At 47.4% G+C, this 17,578-nt stretch carries 16 protein-coding genes; 8 read left to right on the top strand and 8 right to left on the bottom strand.

The window, feature by feature from the left end:
* Positions 1 to 147 precede the first annotated feature (147 nt).
* From QT996_RS00970 to QT996_RS00950, 5 genes are all read left to right on the top strand, one after another.
* Complete coding sequence (locus tag QT996_RS00970; protein WP_333044027.1) at positions 148 to 2,007, top strand: NAD(P)H-quinone oxidoreductase subunit F; 1,860 nt, start codon at positions 148 to 150, stop codon at positions 2,005 to 2,007.
* 104 nt (positions 2,008 to 2,111) lie between these two features.
* Positions 2,112 to 2,831, top strand: a complete 720-nt coding sequence (locus QT996_RS00965; RefSeq protein WP_333044026.1) for a carbonic anhydrase — start codon at positions 2,112 to 2,114, stop codon at positions 2,829 to 2,831.
* Positions 2,832 to 2,944: 113 nt separating this feature from the next.
* A complete protein-coding gene (locus tag QT996_RS00960) occupies positions 2,945 to 4,498 on the top strand; it encodes an NADH-quinone oxidoreductase subunit M (RefSeq protein WP_333044025.1) in 1,554 nt (517 codons plus the stop codon).
* A 181-nt stretch (positions 4,499 to 4,679) separates the two neighbouring features.
* On the top strand, positions 4,680 to 6,002 hold the full coding sequence (locus QT996_RS00955) for a CO2 hydration protein (protein WP_333044024.1): 1,323 nt from the start codon (positions 4,680 to 4,682) through the stop codon (positions 6,000 to 6,002).
* 288 nt (positions 6,003 to 6,290) lie between these two features.
* Positions 6,291 to 6,497: a hypothetical protein gene (locus QT996_RS00950; RefSeq protein WP_333044023.1), complete on the top strand. Its 207-nt coding sequence runs from the start codon at positions 6,291 to 6,293 to the stop codon at positions 6,495 to 6,497.
* Here QT996_RS00950 and QT996_RS00945 read toward each other — a convergent pair.
* The 4 genes from QT996_RS00945 to QT996_RS00930 all read right to left on the bottom strand — a co-directional run bounded on the left by QT996_RS00945 (position 6,494) and on the right by QT996_RS00930 (position 7,846).
* The gene (locus QT996_RS00945) at positions 6,494 to 6,712 is read right to left on the bottom strand and encodes a type II toxin-antitoxin system HicB family antitoxin (RefSeq protein ID WP_242717443.1); all 219 of its coding nucleotides are present in this window, start codon (positions 6,710 to 6,712) and stop codon (positions 6,494 to 6,496) included. The genes QT996_RS00950 and QT996_RS00945 overlap by 4 nt on opposite strands.
* 80 nt (positions 6,713 to 6,792) lie before the next feature.
* The gene (locus QT996_RS00940) at positions 6,793 to 7,056 is read right to left on the bottom strand and encodes a type II toxin-antitoxin system RelE/ParE family toxin (RefSeq protein ID WP_333044022.1); all 264 of its coding nucleotides are present in this window, start codon (positions 7,054 to 7,056) and stop codon (positions 6,793 to 6,795) included.
* Positions 7,053 to 7,292, bottom strand: coding sequence for a hypothetical protein (locus tag QT996_RS00935; protein ID WP_333044021.1), 240 nt, complete (start codon positions 7,290 to 7,292; stop codon positions 7,053 to 7,055). Before QT996_RS00935 ends, QT996_RS00940 begins: the two co-directional genes overlap by 4 nt.
* 83 nt (positions 7,293 to 7,375) lie before the next feature.
* Positions 7,376 to 7,846 carry a hypothetical protein gene (locus QT996_RS00930; RefSeq protein ID WP_333044020.1) on the bottom strand — a complete coding sequence of 157 codons (471 nt, stop codon included), beginning with the start codon at positions 7,844 to 7,846 and terminating at the stop codon, positions 7,376 to 7,378.
* Between the two features lie 128 nt (positions 7,847 to 7,974).
* Here QT996_RS00930 and QT996_RS00925 point away from each other — a divergent pair, with 128 nt between their 5' ends.
* Both QT996_RS00925 and QT996_RS00920 read left to right on the top strand, forming a co-directional pair.
* A complete protein-coding gene (locus tag QT996_RS00925) occupies positions 7,975 to 8,187 on the top strand; it encodes a helix-turn-helix transcriptional regulator (protein ID WP_333044019.1) in 213 nt (70 codons plus the stop codon).
* Positions 8,188 to 8,341: 154 nt separating this feature from the next.
* Positions 8,342 to 8,536 carry a hypothetical protein gene (locus tag QT996_RS00920; RefSeq protein WP_236506337.1) on the top strand — a complete coding sequence of 65 codons (195 nt, stop codon included), beginning with the start codon at positions 8,342 to 8,344 and terminating at the stop codon, positions 8,534 to 8,536.
* A 79-nt stretch (positions 8,537 to 8,615) separates the two neighbouring features.
* Here the strand turns inward: QT996_RS00920 and QT996_RS00915 are convergent, their stop codons facing one another.
* From QT996_RS00915 to psaA, 4 genes are all read right to left on the bottom strand, one after another.
* The gene (locus tag QT996_RS00915) at positions 8,616 to 9,152 is read right to left on the bottom strand and encodes a hypothetical protein (RefSeq protein WP_333044018.1); all 537 of its coding nucleotides are present in this window, start codon (positions 9,150 to 9,152) and stop codon (positions 8,616 to 8,618) included.
* A 2-nt stretch (positions 9,153 to 9,154) separates the two neighbouring features.
* Positions 9,155 to 10,510 (bottom strand): AAA family ATPase, encoded by a 1,356-nt coding sequence (locus QT996_RS00910; protein ID WP_333044017.1) that lies wholly within the window; start codon positions 10,508 to 10,510, stop codon positions 9,155 to 9,157.
* Positions 10,511 to 10,678: 168 nt separating this feature from the next.
* Positions 10,679 to 12,907 (bottom strand): photosystem I core protein PsaB, encoded by a 2,229-nt coding sequence (gene psaB, locus QT996_RS00905; protein WP_333044016.1) that lies wholly within the window; start codon positions 12,905 to 12,907, stop codon positions 10,679 to 10,681.
* 110 nt (positions 12,908 to 13,017) lie between these two features.
* Positions 13,018 to 15,312: a photosystem I core protein PsaA gene (gene psaA / locus QT996_RS00900; RefSeq protein WP_333044014.1), complete on the bottom strand. Its 2,295-nt coding sequence runs from the start codon at positions 15,310 to 15,312 to the stop codon at positions 13,018 to 13,020.
* A 642-nt stretch (positions 15,313 to 15,954) separates the two neighbouring features.
* Between psaA and QT996_RS00895 the strand changes: the two genes are divergently transcribed.
* On the top strand, positions 15,955 to 17,577 hold the full coding sequence (locus QT996_RS00895) for a hypothetical protein (protein ID WP_333044012.1): 1,623 nt from the start codon (positions 15,955 to 15,957) through the stop codon (positions 17,575 to 17,577).
* The last annotated feature ends 1 nt before the right edge of the window (position 17,578 follow it).

Genomic DNA, 17,578 nt, shown 5'->3' with positions numbered 1-17,578 from the left:
TGCGCTCGGTTTGACGACGGGAAGGAACTCAGAGGCAAACCCCAAAATTTTCTTTACTTCTGCCTTGTGGCTTTTGAGTGCTGTCGTCAGCGCGATCGGATTTATTCTCAGAATTTTAAATTTTTGTAACCTTTACAGGTAATGCCAATGGCTCAAATCTTACTCCAGACGGTTTGGTTTATACCTTGCTATCCACTCATCGGCGGAGTTCTGTCGATACTGTGGTTTCCGGCAGTTACCCGTCGCACCGGGCCAAGACCATCCGGTTATGTGAACGCCATATTAACGTTGTTCGCTTTCCTACACGGCGTCATCGCCCTCACAGCTATCTGGAACCAACCGGCACAACACCAGTTAATTCCCTGGCTGAATGTAGCAGGTTTAGACTTAACCATTCCCGTAGAAATCTCTGCTGTCACCGTCGGCGCGACAGTTTTGATTACCGGACTGAACTTGCTAGCGCAGATTTATGCTTTCGGTTACATGGAAATGGACTGGGGCTGGGCTCGGTTGTTTTCCTTGATGGGGCTGTTTGAAGCGGGGATGTGCGGCTTGGTACTGTGCAATTCCCTGTTCTTCAGCTACATGATTTTGGAAGTTCTGACTTTGGGTACTTACCTGCTAGTCGGGCTGTGGTTCAATCAGTCTTTGGTTGTGACAGGAGCCCGCGATGCTTTTTTAACAAAGCGCGTGGGTGACTTATTCCTGCTGATGGGAGTAGTCGCAATTCTGCCTTTGGCTGGAACTTGGAACTTTGACGAATTGGCCGTTTGGGCTCAGACTGCAAAGCTTGACCCCACTGTAGCGACACTGCTGACTTTAGCTTTGATTGCCGGCCCGATGGGTAAGTGTGCTCAGTTTCCCTTGCACCTGTGGCTGGATGAGGCGATGGAAGGCCCGCTGCCGGCGACGATTTTGCGGAACACCGTAGTTGTCGAAACTGGTGCTTGGATATTGATTAAGTTGCAGCCGGTGATTGCTTTGTCGCCGATTGGGATGACGGCAACTATTGCTGTGGGTGCTGCGACAGCGGTGGGTGCTTCATTAATTGCGATCGCCCAAATCGACATCAAGCGCACGCTTTCTTATATAGTCAGCGCTTACATGGGCTTAGTATTTATCGCCGTCGGCACCGGACAAGCCCAAACAGCCCTGACATTGATATTTGCCTACACCTTGGCAATGGGTTTGCTGGTGATGAGCATAGGTTCGGTAGTTTGGAACAGCATCACTCAGGATGTCCGAGCTCTCGGCGGTTTGTGGGGAAAACGGCCGATATCGGCCATATCGTTTATTGTCGGTAGCGCTGGATTGGTGGGACTGCCGCCCTTCGGCTGCTTCTGGGCTTTAGAAGACTTCACATCCGGGCTTTGGGAAGCTCACCCTTTCTTGTTAGGAATAGTGCTGTTTGTAAACGGCGTCACTGCTTTTGGGTTGGTGCGCGTCTTCGGTTTAGTTTTTGGCGGCAAACCAAAGCAAATGACCGAACGCTCGCCGGAAGTTCACTGGCCTTTTATCTTGCCGATGACTGTTTTAATGGGCTTTACTTTGCACGTTCCCCACTTGCTGGCTGCGTGGCATTTATTGCCTGGGGCAAGCTTGAATTATACCGCAAGTGGACTGCTAGTTTTGTCAACGGCGATCGGCATCGGTGCCGGAGCATTTGTTTACCTGAACGAGAAATGGGAAAAACCGGTGCGAATCGGTTCTCAAGCCCTGCAAGACTTTTTTGCTTACGACTTTTACACCGCCCAACTTTACCGGGTGACAGTGATATTTGCAGTTGGTTTGGTTTCGCAAATCATCTTCTGGGTCGATCGCAATATTGTTGACGGATTCGTAAATTTAGTTGGTTTTGCAACGGTTTTCAGCGGGCAAAGCCTCAAATACAACGTTAACGGTCAAACTCAGTTTTACGCCCTGACAATTTTGTTCGGAGTAGCTGTTTTGGGACTGCTCATAAGCTGGCCGCTGCTAGCTCGCCTGTCGCTGATTGTAGGCGGGTAAAGAGATATAAATTTTAAGATTTTAGGTGACAGTTTTAATCTAAAATCTTAAAAACATGAAGTCTTGAACAAAGATTTCAAACTAGATACAACAAGGCAGCATAAATGAAGTCAAACCACAGACAATTCAATCTTTCCCGACGCAATTCCCTCAAATTTGTCGCAGGAGCGATTGGTACAGGGATACTCGCAGCAGGAGCAGGCGCTGATTTGGCTGCACCCGAACCGGCAATTGCTCAAAATGACTCGACTCCCGATGCAGCTCTGCAAAAGTTAATCGACGGAAACAAACGGTTTGTTGACAGCAAACGCCAAAATCCCCACCAAGACTTTGGGCGCCTCACCGAAGTTGCCAAATCTCAAAAACCCTTTGCTGCTATTCTGGGCTGTGCAGATTCCCGCTTTCCTTCGGAAATTATCTTCGATCAAGGATTGGGAGATTTATTTGTCTGTCGCGTGGCCGGAAATGTTGTTACTCCCGAAGAAACTGGCAGCCTGGAATTTGGCACGCTGGTACTGGGAGCAAAAGTGCTTGTGGTAGTCGGGCATAAAAGGTGCGGTGCGGTAGACGCAACCCTCAAAGGAGCTCAAGTTCCCGGTCAAATTGGCAGTTTGCTCGACGCAATTAGGCCTGCTGTAGAAAGCTCGAAAGACCAAGCGGGCGACAAGCTAGAAAATGCCGTCAAAGCGAATGTTATTCTGCAAGCTAAGAAGTTGAAAGCCTCTCCAGTTATCTCGAAGTTAATTGCGGAGAATAAACTGAAAGTTGTTGGTGGGTATTACGATTTAGACACGGGCCGAGTCACTATTCTTCCTGAGTCGTGATGAAATTTGGGATTGATAATTGGGAATAAAGTTTAACATCTAAACTCTCAAATTATCAAAAACAAGAGGCTGCAAAATTGATTGTTCACTCTTCACTCTTCACTTCACACATTATGCTTAGTGCCTTGCTCTGGTTGCCCGCGTTGGGCGCTGCGGTAGTCGGGTTCCTGCCCGGAAATATCAAGGGAATGCGTCTGCGTTCAATAGCCTCGGCTTTTGCGGCTGCTGTTTTCCTTTTGAATATCTGGCTGTTGACTCAATTCGATCCCGCCAATTCGGGACTGCAATTTCAAGAATATTTGCCTTGGATTCCGCAATTAGGTTTGAGCTACAACTTGGGCATTGATGGGTTGTCCTTGCCGCTGCTGGTTTTAAGTGGTTTGCTGACGCTATTAGTAATTTACGGCACTGGCGAAAAGATGGAGCGCCCCCAGCTTTACTACGCTTTGATTTTGCTAATCAATGCTGGTATCGCCGGAGCTTTGATGTCTCAAAATTTGCTGCTGTTTGTACTGTTTTACGAAGTAGAATTAATTCCTTTTTACCTGTTGATTGCTATTTGGGGCGGAAAGCAGCGAGAATACGCTGCCATGAAGTTTTTGATCTACACGGCAGTTTCGGGACTTTTAGTGCTGGCAGCATTTTTGGGTGTCGCTTGGCTGAGTGGTTCTTTAAACTTCGATTACAGTGCGATTACCACTCAAGAATTGCCCTTGAGAACGCAGTTAATCCTGCTAACAATTCTGCTAATTGGGTTGGGAATTAAAATTCCCTTGGTGCCGCTGCATACTTGGCTACCGGATGCTTACGTCGAAGCTTCGCCAGCAACAGCCATTTTGCTGGGAGGGATTCTGGCTAAGTTGGGAACTTACGGTTTAGTGCGGTTTGGGTTGCAGATGTTTCCCGAAACTTGGTCGATTATAGCTCCCGGTTTAGCGATTATCGGGACGGTGAGCGTGATGTACGGGGCTTTGAGCGCGATCGCCCAAAAAGACATCAAGCGCATGGTAGCCTATAGTTCGATCGGGCATATGGGCTACATCCTCGTTGCCTGCGCTGCAGGTACGAAACTCGCCTTAATCGGTGCAGTCGGGCAAATGGTAAGCCACGGCTTAATTTTAGCTTTGCTGTTTTATTTGGTAGGCATCATCGAAACCAAAGTTGGCACGCGGGATTTGGACGTGCTCAACGGTTTGATGAACCCGATGCGGGGTTTACCCACTGCCAGTTCCCTGTTAGTTTTGGGCGGCATGGCAAGCGCCGGAATTCCCGGTTTGGTGGGTTTTGTTGCCGAATTTTTAGTGTTTCAAGGCAGTTTCTCGATCTTTCCAATTCCAACTTTACTCTGCATTCTAGCTTCCGGTTTAACAGCAGTTTACTTTGTGATTCTGCTCAACCGCACCTGTTTTGGGAAGTTGGACAATGCCACGGCTTACTACCCTGCAGTTACGTTTGCTGAAAATATGCCGGCGCTGGTTTTGGCGGGCATCATTTTTGTGTTGGGAATTCAACCTGCTTGGCTGCTCAAGTGGAGCGAATCTACTACAAATGCGATCGTAGCCACTCTTCCGGCTGACAGAAATGCCCAAGTAGCTATTAGCTATCCCCTAGAACATTCGGATCTTGAAATCGCATCTACACAAACGAAGTCCGCCTCCGCAGACTAAGAATCTACTTACTCGTTACCAGGCTCTGCCTGGTAACGCAGATCCCGAGCCTCTGCCTCCAATTTTCCGGCTCGCCGGCCTAGATATCGGTTTCCAAGCAGAGCCGGAAAACCAGTTAAAGAATCGCAGCTTTTTGCAATAATTCAAAATATTTAGATTCACTGAATCAAAGGAAGAAACAATGGTACAAACCCCTAATAAACCAGCAACTAAACTACCTCCTTCCAAACACGAATTTGCCGAAGTAATTCACAGGCTGGAAGCTGGCGGCGCGATGATTCCAGATACGCCTGAAAATCTGATGCAAATCATTGCTATCTGGAAAGCTTACGCAGTGCCGATGGATTTCTACTGGCGGGATTTGCTTTACATCGCCGAACGGGTATTTTTACAGCCACTTCCATTCTTTAAATACTTTTTACCTCAAGAGTATTTAGATTTACAAAATCACTATGCAGGCGACGGTGCAGATTTGCGGATATGGCGCGGGACTGGAAGTGTTCACCCGGAACTTTTGGAGTTCATGGAGAAGGGTGAAACTGGTAAAATGCCGCGGCTGTTTCACCATTTGTGGCACGATCGCATTAACATGGAATTTGCCGAAGAGTGCATGAGGGCAATGCTTTGGCACCGGGGCTTGTACGTGCCGACCAATCAATTCGATCCTTATTTGGACAGTGACGAATATAAGGCTAATGCCGATCGGGCAATTAAAGCTTACTTCAAAAAAGACCCGTTCATGCTGGCACTGCACAAAGCATTTCCAGAAATGTTTTTAGAACAGTGCCGCCAAATGTCTTATTACAGCAATCTCGGTTTATTCTGGGAAGTCATGGCCCCGGTGTTTTTTGAGGTTTCCGACTTGTACGACGAAGGGAAAATTACCACAGTCCCGCAGGCGATGGATTTCATAGTAAATGGCATATTTGCGATCGCCGGACGCCCGATTTACCACCACGTTTACATCGACGGCGAAACCTACGAAATCATCCCGAAATCTAAAGGTTTCACTTGGCTTTATGAAGCAGCGTTACCTTACGTGGAAGCTGTATTTTACCGCACTTCGCCATTCCGAGGCACCAAATCTTACAACGCTCAAGCTAAGGAAGTTCCTGACGACCAAAAAGACTTCCACTTCGGAGTTTTGTATGCAGACAAATTCCCGGTAGGTACGGCGGGGATTCCGCCGACTTTGCTAGCACAAGATATGCTGCATTTCCTGCCACCTTATTTGATGGATTTCTACAAACAGCGCTGTCGCGGCGAAGATGATATCCTCAATCAAATTGGGGTGACATTTCAGCGATCGATGTACTGCGTTACTTCGGCGGTGATTCAAGCTTTGCGGACTGCTCTTTTGTATCCTTTAGATGACCCTAATCCAAAGCATTTGAAGGCAAATCGAGCTTTCTTTGAGTCTCAGATCGATCGCTTCTGTCGCCCGGAATACGGCATGAAATATGCTGCGAAGTTGAAGAACATTCAGACTTCCGATTATAGGTAAAGGATGTTTGCGGGAGACATCTTACCTGAAAATTCCGCCAGTCCGTTAGTCCGCCAGGGGTTGAAACCCCTGGCTCAAAGCTGCGAGTCGGTTGAAACCGACTGGGAAAAATCAGAGCTTTTTTAAACCGTTTCAAAAGTCCTATAATATTAAGCCAGTTGGCATCGTAATTATTCATCTCTCTCTCTTCTTTTCCTCTAATTTCCCTGCGTTCTCTGCGTTCTCTGCGGTTATATCATTTCCGATACAACCGGAAATGATATAACCAATAACAAATAACCAATAACTATGGACAGCAACGATCTAGCCAAATATATCGAAGCAAAGGACGGGATTTCCAAACCTTGGCTGTTGGTGCAACTGCGACTCAAAAAATTGCAAGAAAGGCGATCGGAGATTTCTGCTGAAGAGTATATGACAGAACTTACGGACATTCACAAAGATTTAATGAATCTGGGGGAATGGTGGCTGGGAATCGAGGATGAGGTTTTCTAGGCGATTTGAAGAATGCTAGGTGCGGGGATGGGTTCACCTTCTTCCTGCCAAGCTTCTAGATACATTTCGAGCACTTCTTCGCCATGTCGGATGGCTTCTTCGCGGGTTTGGCCGTGGGTACAGGGCATGACAACGCGATCGGCAAACTCTGGAATCGTCACGAGGAAAAGTTGATCCTCGTCAGACCATTGGACGATCATACTGTATCGATTCATGAATCTTCCTCCTTTAATTCGTCGAGTTCGGCTAACAATATTGCCAACTGCTTGGAATGGGTGAGATAGTGGGTGAGGAGTCAACCTCCTCTGTAAACTTCCTTCCGATGTTTGCATTGCAACAGCAAAATCCTGAGTTCTTGATCTTCAATTTCATAACGAACGCGATAATCACCGATGCGAATACGGTATTCATTTTCAGAACCTTTCAGTTTAACCACTCCATCTGGGCGCGGGTTTTCCGCAAGTTGCTGCACTTTGACAGCGATACGCTCGTAAACATCATCAGGCAAGGCATCTAGCTGCTTTTGCACAGCTTTGGGTATAATGATTGTATAAGTCATGTTGACTTTCTTGCCCGTTGAGTCGTGTATTGGTGGAATTTGGTGTATTCACCGGCTTTGTAATCAGCACGGGCGGCCTCAATTTCAGCAATATCTTCTGGAGAATCTTCGTCATCCGGGAATAATTCAGCTTCCAACAGTTCCCAAAGCTTCTGTTTTTCAGCAATTTCCAGTGACGAAATTGCTTCTAGCAGTGATTGAAATGAGATGTCTACTTTCACGGTATTCTCAGCCATTCAAACTTTTCTCCCTATTTAGTTTTACATTTTTAATTGTGCCTGTACCCATTCTCGAAATTGCTCGTCGGGGCGATCGCACTTTAAAATTTCTCCATCAAATCTTTTTCTTTTGCATAGACATCTCGTAGCTGTTGCAGCGCCGCCCCAGAAATTGCCGATTTAACAGTAGCTACCAACATTCCCCACTCCAGCAACGTATCAACTGAAACAGCTTTTTTGAACTTGTACGTGTAGAATTCAGTCCAAAATGCTGGTGCTAGCTTGCTTTTCCACCGTTTGTACCATCTGCCAAAATCTTGAGGTGCGATCGCATTTACTCCGACAATCGGCGGAAAATCGGCGTAGCTGACAAAGCGACTAATGCCTTTGGCGTGAACGTAAACCATGTAGCGACAGCATTCGATGCGATAAATCTCGTCTGCTGAGATATTGAACAGGAGTGCAACTGTTTCTTCTGTGACAAATCTCGCCAGCGGATGCAGGATGGGAGATTTGTGAATTATTTTGGAGCAGGCGAAAGTGCTTGATTTTAGCTGGGATGATGCTATCATAGTAAGTCAGACAGCTAGTAACTGTCTATTTAAGTTTTGAAAACGATCGCCCTTTAGTTGTTCAGACCGGGGGCGATCGGTTTTTTAGATGAATTTATTCTAAGGTGTTATAGCACCCATTGTCAAGCATGGGTTTAATAAGAATTAAAGTCAGAGAACTAGCAGCAGAGAAAGGCTGGACATTCAAGGAAGTTTCAGAACGTTCTGGGGTGGTATACAACACGGTCAAGCATTATGCTCGCTGTCCAGGGCTGACAACGGTTGACTTTACTTTGCTGCTGAAATTAGCTCGGACTTTTGATGTGATGATTGAGGATTTGGTTGAGGTTTTGGAGGAATAGTTGATCGACCTTAAGTTGTCTAGACCGGGGGCGATCGCTTTTTTGTATTTTTTATACTATAGCATGATTAACTGTAGTTTGTCAAACATTATCGTACTTAATCTGACCTAGGATGCTAATATCAAGGAAATTTATTAATCGTTGATTATTCTTCGTGGCAAAAACTAATACGGCGATCGCGGTCAGTTCCGTGATTAAGGAAGTCATTCAAAAACAAGCCCAAGCAACAAGACTAACTCAGAAAGAAGTCGTGTACTTGGGAATGCTGGCAATTGATGCACTCGATAAGGAAAGCCGCCAAGAGTTGGCTGACAAGGTGCATCAGATGCAGGTCAATGGCGAGATTTGAGGGGATGAGGGCGATCGGGCTTTTGGTGAAGTGAGGTTCGGGGTGATCGCACTTCTCAAAACTTCAAGAACTGGTGAGCTTAGCTTTTTGATTGCTTGTATGCTCTTAGCCAATTTAAGCCGCGCTTAGCACCTAGTTTTTTCTGCATATCTTCCAGAGAACTGTAAACACGATTATCGCGGATCAGCTTTGCGTATCCATCTTTAACTCCAGGGATTGAGGTAAGGTCAGATTTGGGATTGTTAATAAAATCCAAGAAATCTGTAACGTCTTGAGGCTCAACCACCCTTTCATTCAGTTTTGACTGCAAAAGTGCTTGTTCAATCGCGGCTTCTGCTTCTGGTTGTTTAGCTGCAATTAGAAATACCCAAATTCGCTCAAGCTCTGCTTCAACTGCTGCTTCATAGATTGGTAGGCCAGTTAGCAAGTGGTATTTGTCTTCCTCGTCAGTAATACAAACGATTGGCAGGGCCAAGTTAAATTCCCACACCTTCAAGCTTTCGGAAACTTTTTTCAAATCAGACCTTGAAGTTCCAGATTGTTGTTGAGAAACCTCTATCTGATTTAAAACCACAAGGCTAGGCTGACTCTGAATCCCTTTATAAAATTTTACCATTTCTACATTCCTACTGAACTTTCAATCTGATTGATTCTGATCACGATCTCTTGGGTTAAGGCTGAGAATTGCTTTGCAACTTCGGCTGCTCCTTTATTTTGTTCAGCAAACAAAGAAATAGGCTGACGTACTTGAGATGCTTGCCCAACAGCAGTAGCTCTCTTTATTTCCGGCAGAATCGTGATTCCCGGAAATCTTTGCTCTACGGACTGCTTAATTGTAGTATGAATTTTCACATTTTTTTCTGTCATCATTGGTACAATTCCTAGAATAGCTCCCCGCTTTCCCATTTCCTCTTGAACTTCTCTAGCTCGTCCGATTGGGGTTCTGATTCCATAGACTGAAAGATATTCCATCTGGGATGGGATAACCACATATTGAGCTGCATAGAGTCCATTACTAGCAATTGTAGTAGCGCTTGGCGGTGTATCGATAACTACATAATCGTAGTCATTAGCTATACCGGATTGTCGCAAAGCCTTATCTAGTCGCTTTTCCCGAATACCGCCCAAGTTTGCGAGAGCAACATCTGTAGTTTTGTAGCTACTGGGTAAAACATCTATTTTCCCAGAACTGCTTGTTTTACGAAAAATTTTATTAATTGGGGAATTTTGTATATATTCTTTGTAGTTAAAACTTTTGGTGTCATAGTCTTTCAAAAACTCTATAACTTCTTTTCTATCCTGAAAAGAATCCAAAACTTTATCAAATTCTTCTAAGGTAGAAGCTTTGTCAAATTCGTCAGCTTTGTTGACTCCCAAGGAGAGGCTGGCATGGGCTTGATCGTCTAAGTCAATAACTAAAACTCTGTTACCTATTTTTGCCAGCTCATAGGCAATGTTGACAACTAAAGTAGTTTTACCAACTCCGCCCTTGGATGTATGAATTGCAATTGTACGCATTTTAACTGTATCCAAAAAGTTTCTAACGAAATTTGCTACTGGTTGAACTTGTTCTGGGTTTTGTATATTGTGGTTACACTTTAGAGTGGCAAACCCTTGTGTATATTCGTAAATCTCTACTGAAAATGGGTCAATCAGTATCCCAAATCTTGTATTAGAGTATTTCAAATACGTTTCTAACTGAAGGCGAGCTTCCCCATCAAGTCTAGTTTTAGCCGTCTTAATTTCAACTATAAAGTTAATATACCTACTCAAGTCTTCTACTAAGAAATCAACTTCTTTTTGAGTCCAAACTAACTGACTATTGGCAGTCAGTTTAGGTACTTTAACCTTAAACTCTGGAATCCAGTGAGAATAACTACTCTTGCGAGGCAAACCCGCAATTTCCAGCATTGTCTGAACCAGATGCAGAGACACATAAGCCTCATTATTCCAGTCAGAAGACATTTGAACCATGTTGAAAACTCAGGCTTTTCTCTATTATTACCCAAAATGAAGTTGAGAGGACAGCGCGCTCGCCCTCAGATTCCTGATTAACAGCTTCAGTTAAGCAAAATACCTAAAAAAATCCCCCGCCAGAAGGCAGGGGATTTCATTTAATTACCTAGAAACCAGAGTTCAGAGTTACCCGAATTTCCCGGCCGTCGAGGCAATTACAAAGGCGGCGTAAGTGAGGATGTATCCCACAGTAAAGTGAGCCAGACCAACAACGCGACCTTGGATGATGGACAAAGCAACAGGCTTGTCTTTCCAGCGAACCAAGTTAGCCAAAGGAGTGCGCTCGTGAGCCCAAACCAAAGTCTCGATCAACTCTTGCCAGTAACCTCTCCAAGAGATCAGGAACATGAAACCAGTTGCCCAAACAAGGTGTCCGAATAAGAACATCCAAGCCCAGACTGACAAGTTGTTAGTACCATACGGGTTGTAACCGTTGATCAACTGAGAAGAATACAGCCAGAGGTAATCGCGGAACCAGCCCATCAGGTAGGTAGAAGACTCATTGAACTGAGCCACGTTACCTTGCCAGATGCCTAGGTGCTTCCAGTGCCAGTAGAACGTTACCCAACCCAGGGTGTTCAGCATCCAGAACATAGCCAGGAAGAAAGAGTCCCAAGCAGAGATGTCGCAAGTACCGCCACGGCCGGGGCCGTCGCAGGGGAAAGCATAACCGAAGTCTTTCTTGTCCGGCATCAGCTTAGTACCACGAGCGTCGAGAGCTCCCTTGACCAAGATCAAGGTGGTGGTGTGCAAGCCTAGTGCGATCGCGTGGTGAACCAAGAAATCGCCAGGTCCGATCGCCAAGAACAGAGAATTAGTACCGCTGTTAATCGCATCCAACCAGCCTGGGAGCCATACGTTGCCGTAGTTCGGCCAAGCGGTAGAAGCAATGCTGTCAGGGTTAGACAACAGCACGTCCATGCCGTAGAGAGCTTTTCCGTGAGCAGCTTGGATGAACTGTGCGAACACTGGTTCAATCAAGATTTGCTTTTCAGGAGTACCAAAAGCCACTACAACGTCATTGTGAACGTACAAGCCGAGAGTGTGGAAGCCCAAGAACAGCGACACCCAGCTCAAGTGAGAGATAATCGCTTCTTTGTGCTGCAACACGCGATCGAGCACGTTGCCTTTATTTGCTTCAGGATCGTAGTCCCGCACCAAGAAGATAGCTCCGTGGGCGAAAGCGCCGACCATGATGAATCCAGCAATGTACTGGTGGTGGGTGTAAAGCGCAGCCTGAGTCGTGAAGTCCTTACCTATAAAAGCGTAGGGAGGCATCGCGTACATATGCTGTGCTACCAAGGAGGTAATTACGCCCAAAGCAGCGAGGTGAAATGCCAGTTGGAAGTGCAGCGAGTTGTTGTAGGTTTCGTACAAGCCTTGGTGAGGCAAGTTGAACTGCCCTTCACTCTTACCGCCGACCAAACCAGCCTTAGAATCCAACATCTCTTTGATGCTGTGACCGATACCGAAGTTAGTCCGGTACATATGACCGGCAACGATAAACAGAACTGCGATCGCCAAGTGGTGGTGAGCGATGTCTGTCAGCCACAGGGATTCTGTTTGAGGGTGGAAGCCGCCCAAGAAAGTCAGAATTGCGGTTCCTGCGCCTTCGGAAGTACCGAAGACATGGTTCGCTGCATCTGGATTCTCGGCGTATACGCCCCAGTTACCACTGAAGAACGGAGCCAAACCGGCCGGGTGAGGTGGGGTTGACAGGAAGTTGTCCCAACCTACGTGCTGTCCGCGAGATTCGGGGATAGCAACGTGAACCATGTGACCAGTCCAAGCCAAAGAGCTGACACCGAACAAACCAGCCAAGTGGTGGTTGAGGCGAGATTCAGCATTTTTGAACCAAGACAAGCTGGGGCGGTACTTGGGTTGGAGGTGCAACCAACCTGCGAACAGGAAGACAGCGGCCAGAAGTAGCAAGAAGATAGCTCCTTGATACAGGTCGGCGTTTGTCCGAATCCCTTGGGTGAACCACCAATGGTAGACACCGGAGTAAGAGATATCCACCGGGTTAGAAGCGCCCCCTTGAGTGAAAGCTTCTACTGCAGGAGCGCCGAATTGCGGGTCCCAAATCGCGTGAGCGATCGGGCGGACGTTTAGGGGGTCTTTAATCCACTGTTCAAAGTTACCTTGCCATGCTACGTGGAACAGGCTGCCCGAAGTCCACAAGAAAATGATTGCTATGTGGCCGAAGTGAGAAGCAAAAATCTTTTGGTAAAGATTTTCTTCCGTCATGCCATCGTGGCTTTCAAAGTCGTGTGCTGTGGCAATCCCGTACCAGATCCGCCGTGTGGTCGGGTCTTGGGCAAGGTCTTGGCTAAATTTTGGAAATTTCGTTGCCATAAGCCTTGATTAATCCTGAATCCTGAACAAAGTTGAAGGGATTCGGTTCTGAGTTTGGATTCCGGGTTTGAGATTCTTCCCAAATCCAGAATCCAAAACCTAGGGGTAGTTTACCCTACCGAAATGATTCGCGCTAGGAAAAATGCCCACGTAGTGACAATTCCTCCTAGGAGGTAGTGAGCTACACCCACAGCCCGACCCTGAATAATGCTCAGAGCGCGAGGCTGAATGGAGGGACCGACCTTGAGCTTGTTGTGAGCCCAAACAATGGACTCAATCAGTTCTTGCCAGTAGCCGCGGCCGCTGAACAGGAACATCAAGCTGAAGGCGAAAACGAAGTGTCCAGCTAAGAACATCAGACCGTAGGCCGACAGTGCCGAACCGTAGGACTGAATCACCTGAGAAGCTTGCGCCCACAGGAAGTCCCGCAGCCAGCCGTTAATCGTGATCGCACTTTGTGCGAAGTTGCCGCCGGTGATGTGAGAAATTGTGCCGTCTGGCGATACTGTTCCCCACACGTCCGACTGCATTTTCCAGCTAAAGTGGAAAATCACGATCGAGATGCAGTTGTACATCCAGAACAAGCCGAGGAACACGTGATCCCAACCCGAAACTTGGCAGGTACCGCCACGGCCTGGGCCGTCGCAAGGGAACCGGAAGCCCAAGTTGCCTTTGTCAGGAATCAAGCGAGAACTGCGTGCAAACAACACGCCCTTCAAGAGAATCAGGACTGTAACGTGAATGGTGAAAGCGTGGATGTGGTGGATCATGAAATCCGCCGTACCCAACTCGATCGGCATCATCGCTACTTTGCCGGCGACTACTACTGCACCGCCGCCAAAAGCGTGGCTGACGATTTCCGTTGCATTAGGCGCCGTTGTGCCAGGAGCTAAGGCGTGGATGTTTTGCACCCACTGGGCAAATATCGGACGCAACTGAATCCCGGTATCCGAGAACAAATCTTGAGGACGACCGAAAGCCCGCATCGTGTCGTTGTGAACGTACAAACCGAAGCTGTGGAAGCCCAAGAATATACAAACCCAGTTCAGGTGGGAAATGATCGCATCTCTATGACGGATCACGCGATCGAGCAGGTTGTTGACGTTACCGCTCGGTTCGTAGTCCCGAACCATGAAGATTGCTCCGTGAGCGGCTGCTCCAACAATCAGGAATCCGCCGATCCACATGTGGTGGGTGAAGATGGACAACTGAGTCGGGTAGTCGGTCGCGATGTAGGGGTAGGGAGGCATCGCGTACATATGCTGAGCCACGATGATGCTCAGAGAGCCCATCAGTGCCAAGTTAATGGACAGTTGCGCGTGCCAAGAAGTAGTCAGGATTTCGTAGAGACCTTTGTGACCTTCACCAGTGAAGGGGCCTTTGTGGTTCTCTAGGATTTCTTTCATGCTGTGGCCAATGCCCCAGTTCGTGCGGTACATATGACCAGCAACGATGAACAGCACTGCCAAAGCTAAGTGGTGGTGTGCTGTATCACTCAGCCACAAACCGCCTGTGGTCGGGTTCAGACCGCCTTTGAAGGTCAGGAAGTCTGTGTATGCGCCCCAGTTGAGGGTGAAGAAGGGGGTTAAACCTTTAGCGAAACTCGGGTAGATGTCAGCCATCAAGCCCGGTGTCAAAATCCACTCGTGCGGCAGAGGGATGTCAGCAACTGTTTTGATCAGCTTGCCGCCGACTGTCAGCGGTGAACCTGCATCGATCGCGTCCATGCAAGCGTTGATCGGCAGCGAAACGTGAATCTGCTGTCCCGCGTAGCCCAAGCAGCCGCAGCCCAACAACACTGCCAAGTGGTGGTTCATCATCGATTCCACGTTCTGGAACCATTCCAGTTTCGGAGCGCGGACGTGATAGTGGAACCAACCGGCAAACAGCATCAAAGCTGCCATTACCAGGGCGCCGATCGCAGTGCAATATAGCTGGTATGAGTTAGTGATGCCGTTGGCGCGCCACAGTTGGAACAGACCAGAGGTGATCTGAATCCCGTGAAAGCCGCCGCCTACATCTGCATTTAAAATTTCTTGACCAAAAATCGGCCAGACCACTTGAGCGCTGGGCTTGATGGCTGTAGGATTTGTCAGCCAAGCTTCGTAATTGGAAAATTTAGCGCCGTGGAAATATGCGCCACTCAACCAGACGAAGATTACTGCCAAGTGGCCGAAGTGAGCGCTAAAGATTTTGCGCGAAACGTCTTCTAAATCACTTGTATGACTGTCGAAGTCGTGAGCGTTAGCGTGGAGGTTCCAAATCCAAGTGGTGGTTTTTGGCCCCTTAGCTAGAGTGCGATCAAAATGACCGGGTTTTGACCACTTCTCGAAGGAAGTTGGAACCGGATTTTTATCGACTACTACCCTAGCTTTTACCTCTCGCTCTGGAGGACTAATGGTCATGAAGACTCTCCTCTCGGTAAGACAAGGAACGAGAACTGAATAATGTACCGGACACTCCCCGCGCTTGATTAGGCGGGGGATTCTCAGGAAAGCCGACACTGTAATGGACTTTACTCTTTGCAGAGCTAGACCCAGGTGCATCGTCTCCCCAAGCATTTTGCTTCTTTGAAGAAGCCAGTTTCCCAGTGTCGCTAACAATGTGACGGGGTACTGCCAACTCTTCTCACCAGATGAGCGGTCGATCGCGTCCTTGATTCAGACTTGATGCGACTGCTCCTTTTGAGGGAGTTTTATGAATTATAAGCTTGCTAGAGGAGTATTAATCGCTTGTTAACAATACTTAAAAAAGGCTCAATTCTTGATGTAATAACGCCTTTAAATTCCACAGTCCCTCGAAAAAGTCAAGAGGTACTGCCATTAACTTTACAAAACTCAAAGATAAGGTAATGGAGGAATAGTGATTTGTAGACAGATGTTTGGGAAAACGGCGGCGGGAGTTATGAGTCCGAGAGGATGGGTTGCCCGCTGCTGCCTCCATCCGATTCAGACGGGCATGGCGAATTCCCGATCGGCAATTCCCAAATACTAAATTCGGTTTTGGGCTATAGTTCCCTATGAGAAGGCTTCTAGGAGTATGGTTGCGTGATTGGCATCAATTGGCACAGAACGGTTGCAGGCAGGCTGCTGGCATTATTCGCAGCAGCAGTATTAATTTTGGGTTTAGCAAGTTGTGGCGCGGGCAATCCCGAATTGCCCAAATCAGGGAACAAGAGCGGCTCAGCTACCGCCCAGGTAAACAGAATCTCAGAGGTTTCTCCCCCAGAAGCCATTCAACAACTGCGTAAGGCTCTAGAAATCTACCGGCCTCAAATTAGTATTTTGAATCCATTACCTGACGAAGTGCTTCAGGATATAAATGTGTCTGTTCAGTTCCAAGTTAAGGACTTCCCCATTTTTAAAGATGCAAACTTGGGTTTGGGGCCCCATCTGCAAGTTTTATTAGACAACCAACCTTATGCAGCAGTTTACGACATCAACCAACCTGTAACGCTGTCGAATTTAGAACCGGGAACCCATACCCTGCAAGTATTTGCCGCTCGCCCTTGGGAAGAAAGTTTTAAAAACGAAGGTGCGGCTGCTCAAACCACCTTTCACGTCTTTACCAAAACCGACGACAATAATCCCGATCGAACATTGCCGCTATTAACGTACAACAGCCCCCAAGGCAGCTACGGCGAACAACCCATCCTGCTCGACTTTTACTTGACAAATGCCCCCCCGCACCAAGTGGCCCAAGAAAATTCCCAAGATGAAATACTCGATTGGAAAATTCGAGCCACAGTTAACGGCGAAAGCTTTGCGATCGACCAGTGGCAACCTATATATCTTAAAGGATTCAAACCAGGCAAAAACTGGGTACAGCTAGAATTAATTGACGAACGGGGAAAAATTGTCACAAACGCCTTTAATAATACAGTCAGACTGATAAATTTCCAACCGCTCGGTCAAGATCCTCTTTCAAAATTAGTGCGGGGCGAACTAACAGCAGCAGAAACTCGCGCTATAGTCGATCGCACCTACCAAGCCCCCCAGCCCGAACCCACGCCAACCCCCGAACCAAAACCGATACCTGAACTAGAAAAAACACCAGTTGTCCAACCCTCACCAGCGGTTCAAGAAACCCCTGTTACCCAACCCAGCTTAGAGCCAACAGTTGCTCCGGTTCAAGTAATAGAAACGACACCGACAGCAACTCCCCAACTCGAAGCGCCGAAAATTATTGTAGAACCAGTTCAAGTAATAGAACCGACACCGACAGCAACTCCACCGTTAGAAACCCCTAAAGCTGTTGCACCCGTTAAAATAATAGAACCGACACCGACAGCAGCTCCACCGTTAGAAACCCCTAAAGCTGTTGCACCCGTTAAAATAATAGAACCGACCCCAACAGCATCTCCCCAAACAAAAAAACAGGAATATAAAGGATACTACAATCGGTTCCGCAACTTCTTGCATCAAGAACCCCAACCTGCTAATCCTTCCGATCCACCAACCCTGCCAGAAATAACCCAAAAAGCTCCAGTACCAAAAGTAGTCGCTCCCGCGATACCAGAAGAGTCACCCAATCTTGTACCGCCAACGCCACCAGTTGCCGCTGAAACTCCTAGCAGCCAGCCAACCACCGAATTAGCAGCTCCGGAAACAACAGTTTCCGACCCCGAAAATCAGCAAAAATCCGAACAAAAAGTCGAGTTTGCCACCTAAC

It is taken from the genome of Microcoleus sp. S13C4 (genome assembly GCF_036700865.1).
Classification (GTDB): Bacteria; Cyanobacteriota; Cyanobacteriia; order Cyanobacteriales; family Microcoleaceae; genus Microcoleus.
The sequence above is the reverse complement of the archived record's forward strand: the minus strand, read 5'-3'. Positions and strand labels throughout refer to the sequence as shown.

Bases quoted from the DNA above. Each gene is read 5' to 3' on its own strand.
- QT996_RS00970 (WP_333044027.1), top strand. From the start codon at position 148: ATGGCTCAAATCTTACTCCAGACGGTTTGGTTTATACCTTGCTATCCA.
- QT996_RS00960 (WP_333044025.1), top strand. From the start codon at position 2,945: ATGCTTAGTGCCTTGCTCTGGTTGCCCGCGTTGGGCGCTGCGGTAGTC.
- QT996_RS00945 (WP_242717443.1), bottom strand. From the start codon at position 6,712: ATGAATCGATACAGTATGATCGTCCAATGGTCTGACGAGGATCAACTT.
- QT996_RS00910 (WP_333044017.1), bottom strand. From the start codon at position 10,510: ATGGTTCAAATGTCTTCTGACTGGAATAATGAGGCTTATGTGTCTCTG.
- QT996_RS00935 (WP_333044021.1), bottom strand. From the start codon at position 7,292: ATGGCTGAGAATACCGTGAAAGTAGACATCTCATTTCAATCACTGCTA.
- QT996_RS00965 (WP_333044026.1), top strand. From the start codon at position 2,112: ATGAAGTCAAACCACAGACAATTCAATCTTTCCCGACGCAATTCCCTC.
- psaA (WP_333044014.1), bottom strand. From the start codon at position 15,312: ATGACCATTAGTCCTCCAGAGCGAGAGGTAAAAGCTAGGGTAGTAGTC.
- QT996_RS00955 (WP_333044024.1), top strand. From the start codon at position 4,680: ATGGTACAAACCCCTAATAAACCAGCAACTAAACTACCTCCTTCCAAA.
- psaB (WP_333044016.1), bottom strand. From the start codon at position 12,907: ATGGCAACGAAATTTCCAAAATTTAGCCAAGACCTTGCCCAAGACCCG.
- QT996_RS00925 (WP_333044019.1), top strand. From the start codon at position 7,975: ATGGGTTTAATAAGAATTAAAGTCAGAGAACTAGCAGCAGAGAAAGGC.
- QT996_RS00950 (WP_333044023.1), top strand. From the start codon at position 6,291: ATGGACAGCAACGATCTAGCCAAATATATCGAAGCAAAGGACGGGATT.
- QT996_RS00930 (WP_333044020.1), bottom strand. From the start codon at position 7,846: ATGATAGCATCATCCCAGCTAAAATCAAGCACTTTCGCCTGCTCCAAA.
- QT996_RS00940 (WP_333044022.1), bottom strand. From the start codon at position 7,056: ATGACTTATACAATCATTATACCCAAAGCTGTGCAAAAGCAGCTAGAT.
- QT996_RS00915 (WP_333044018.1), bottom strand. From the start codon at position 9,152: ATGGTAAAATTTTATAAAGGGATTCAGAGTCAGCCTAGCCTTGTGGTT.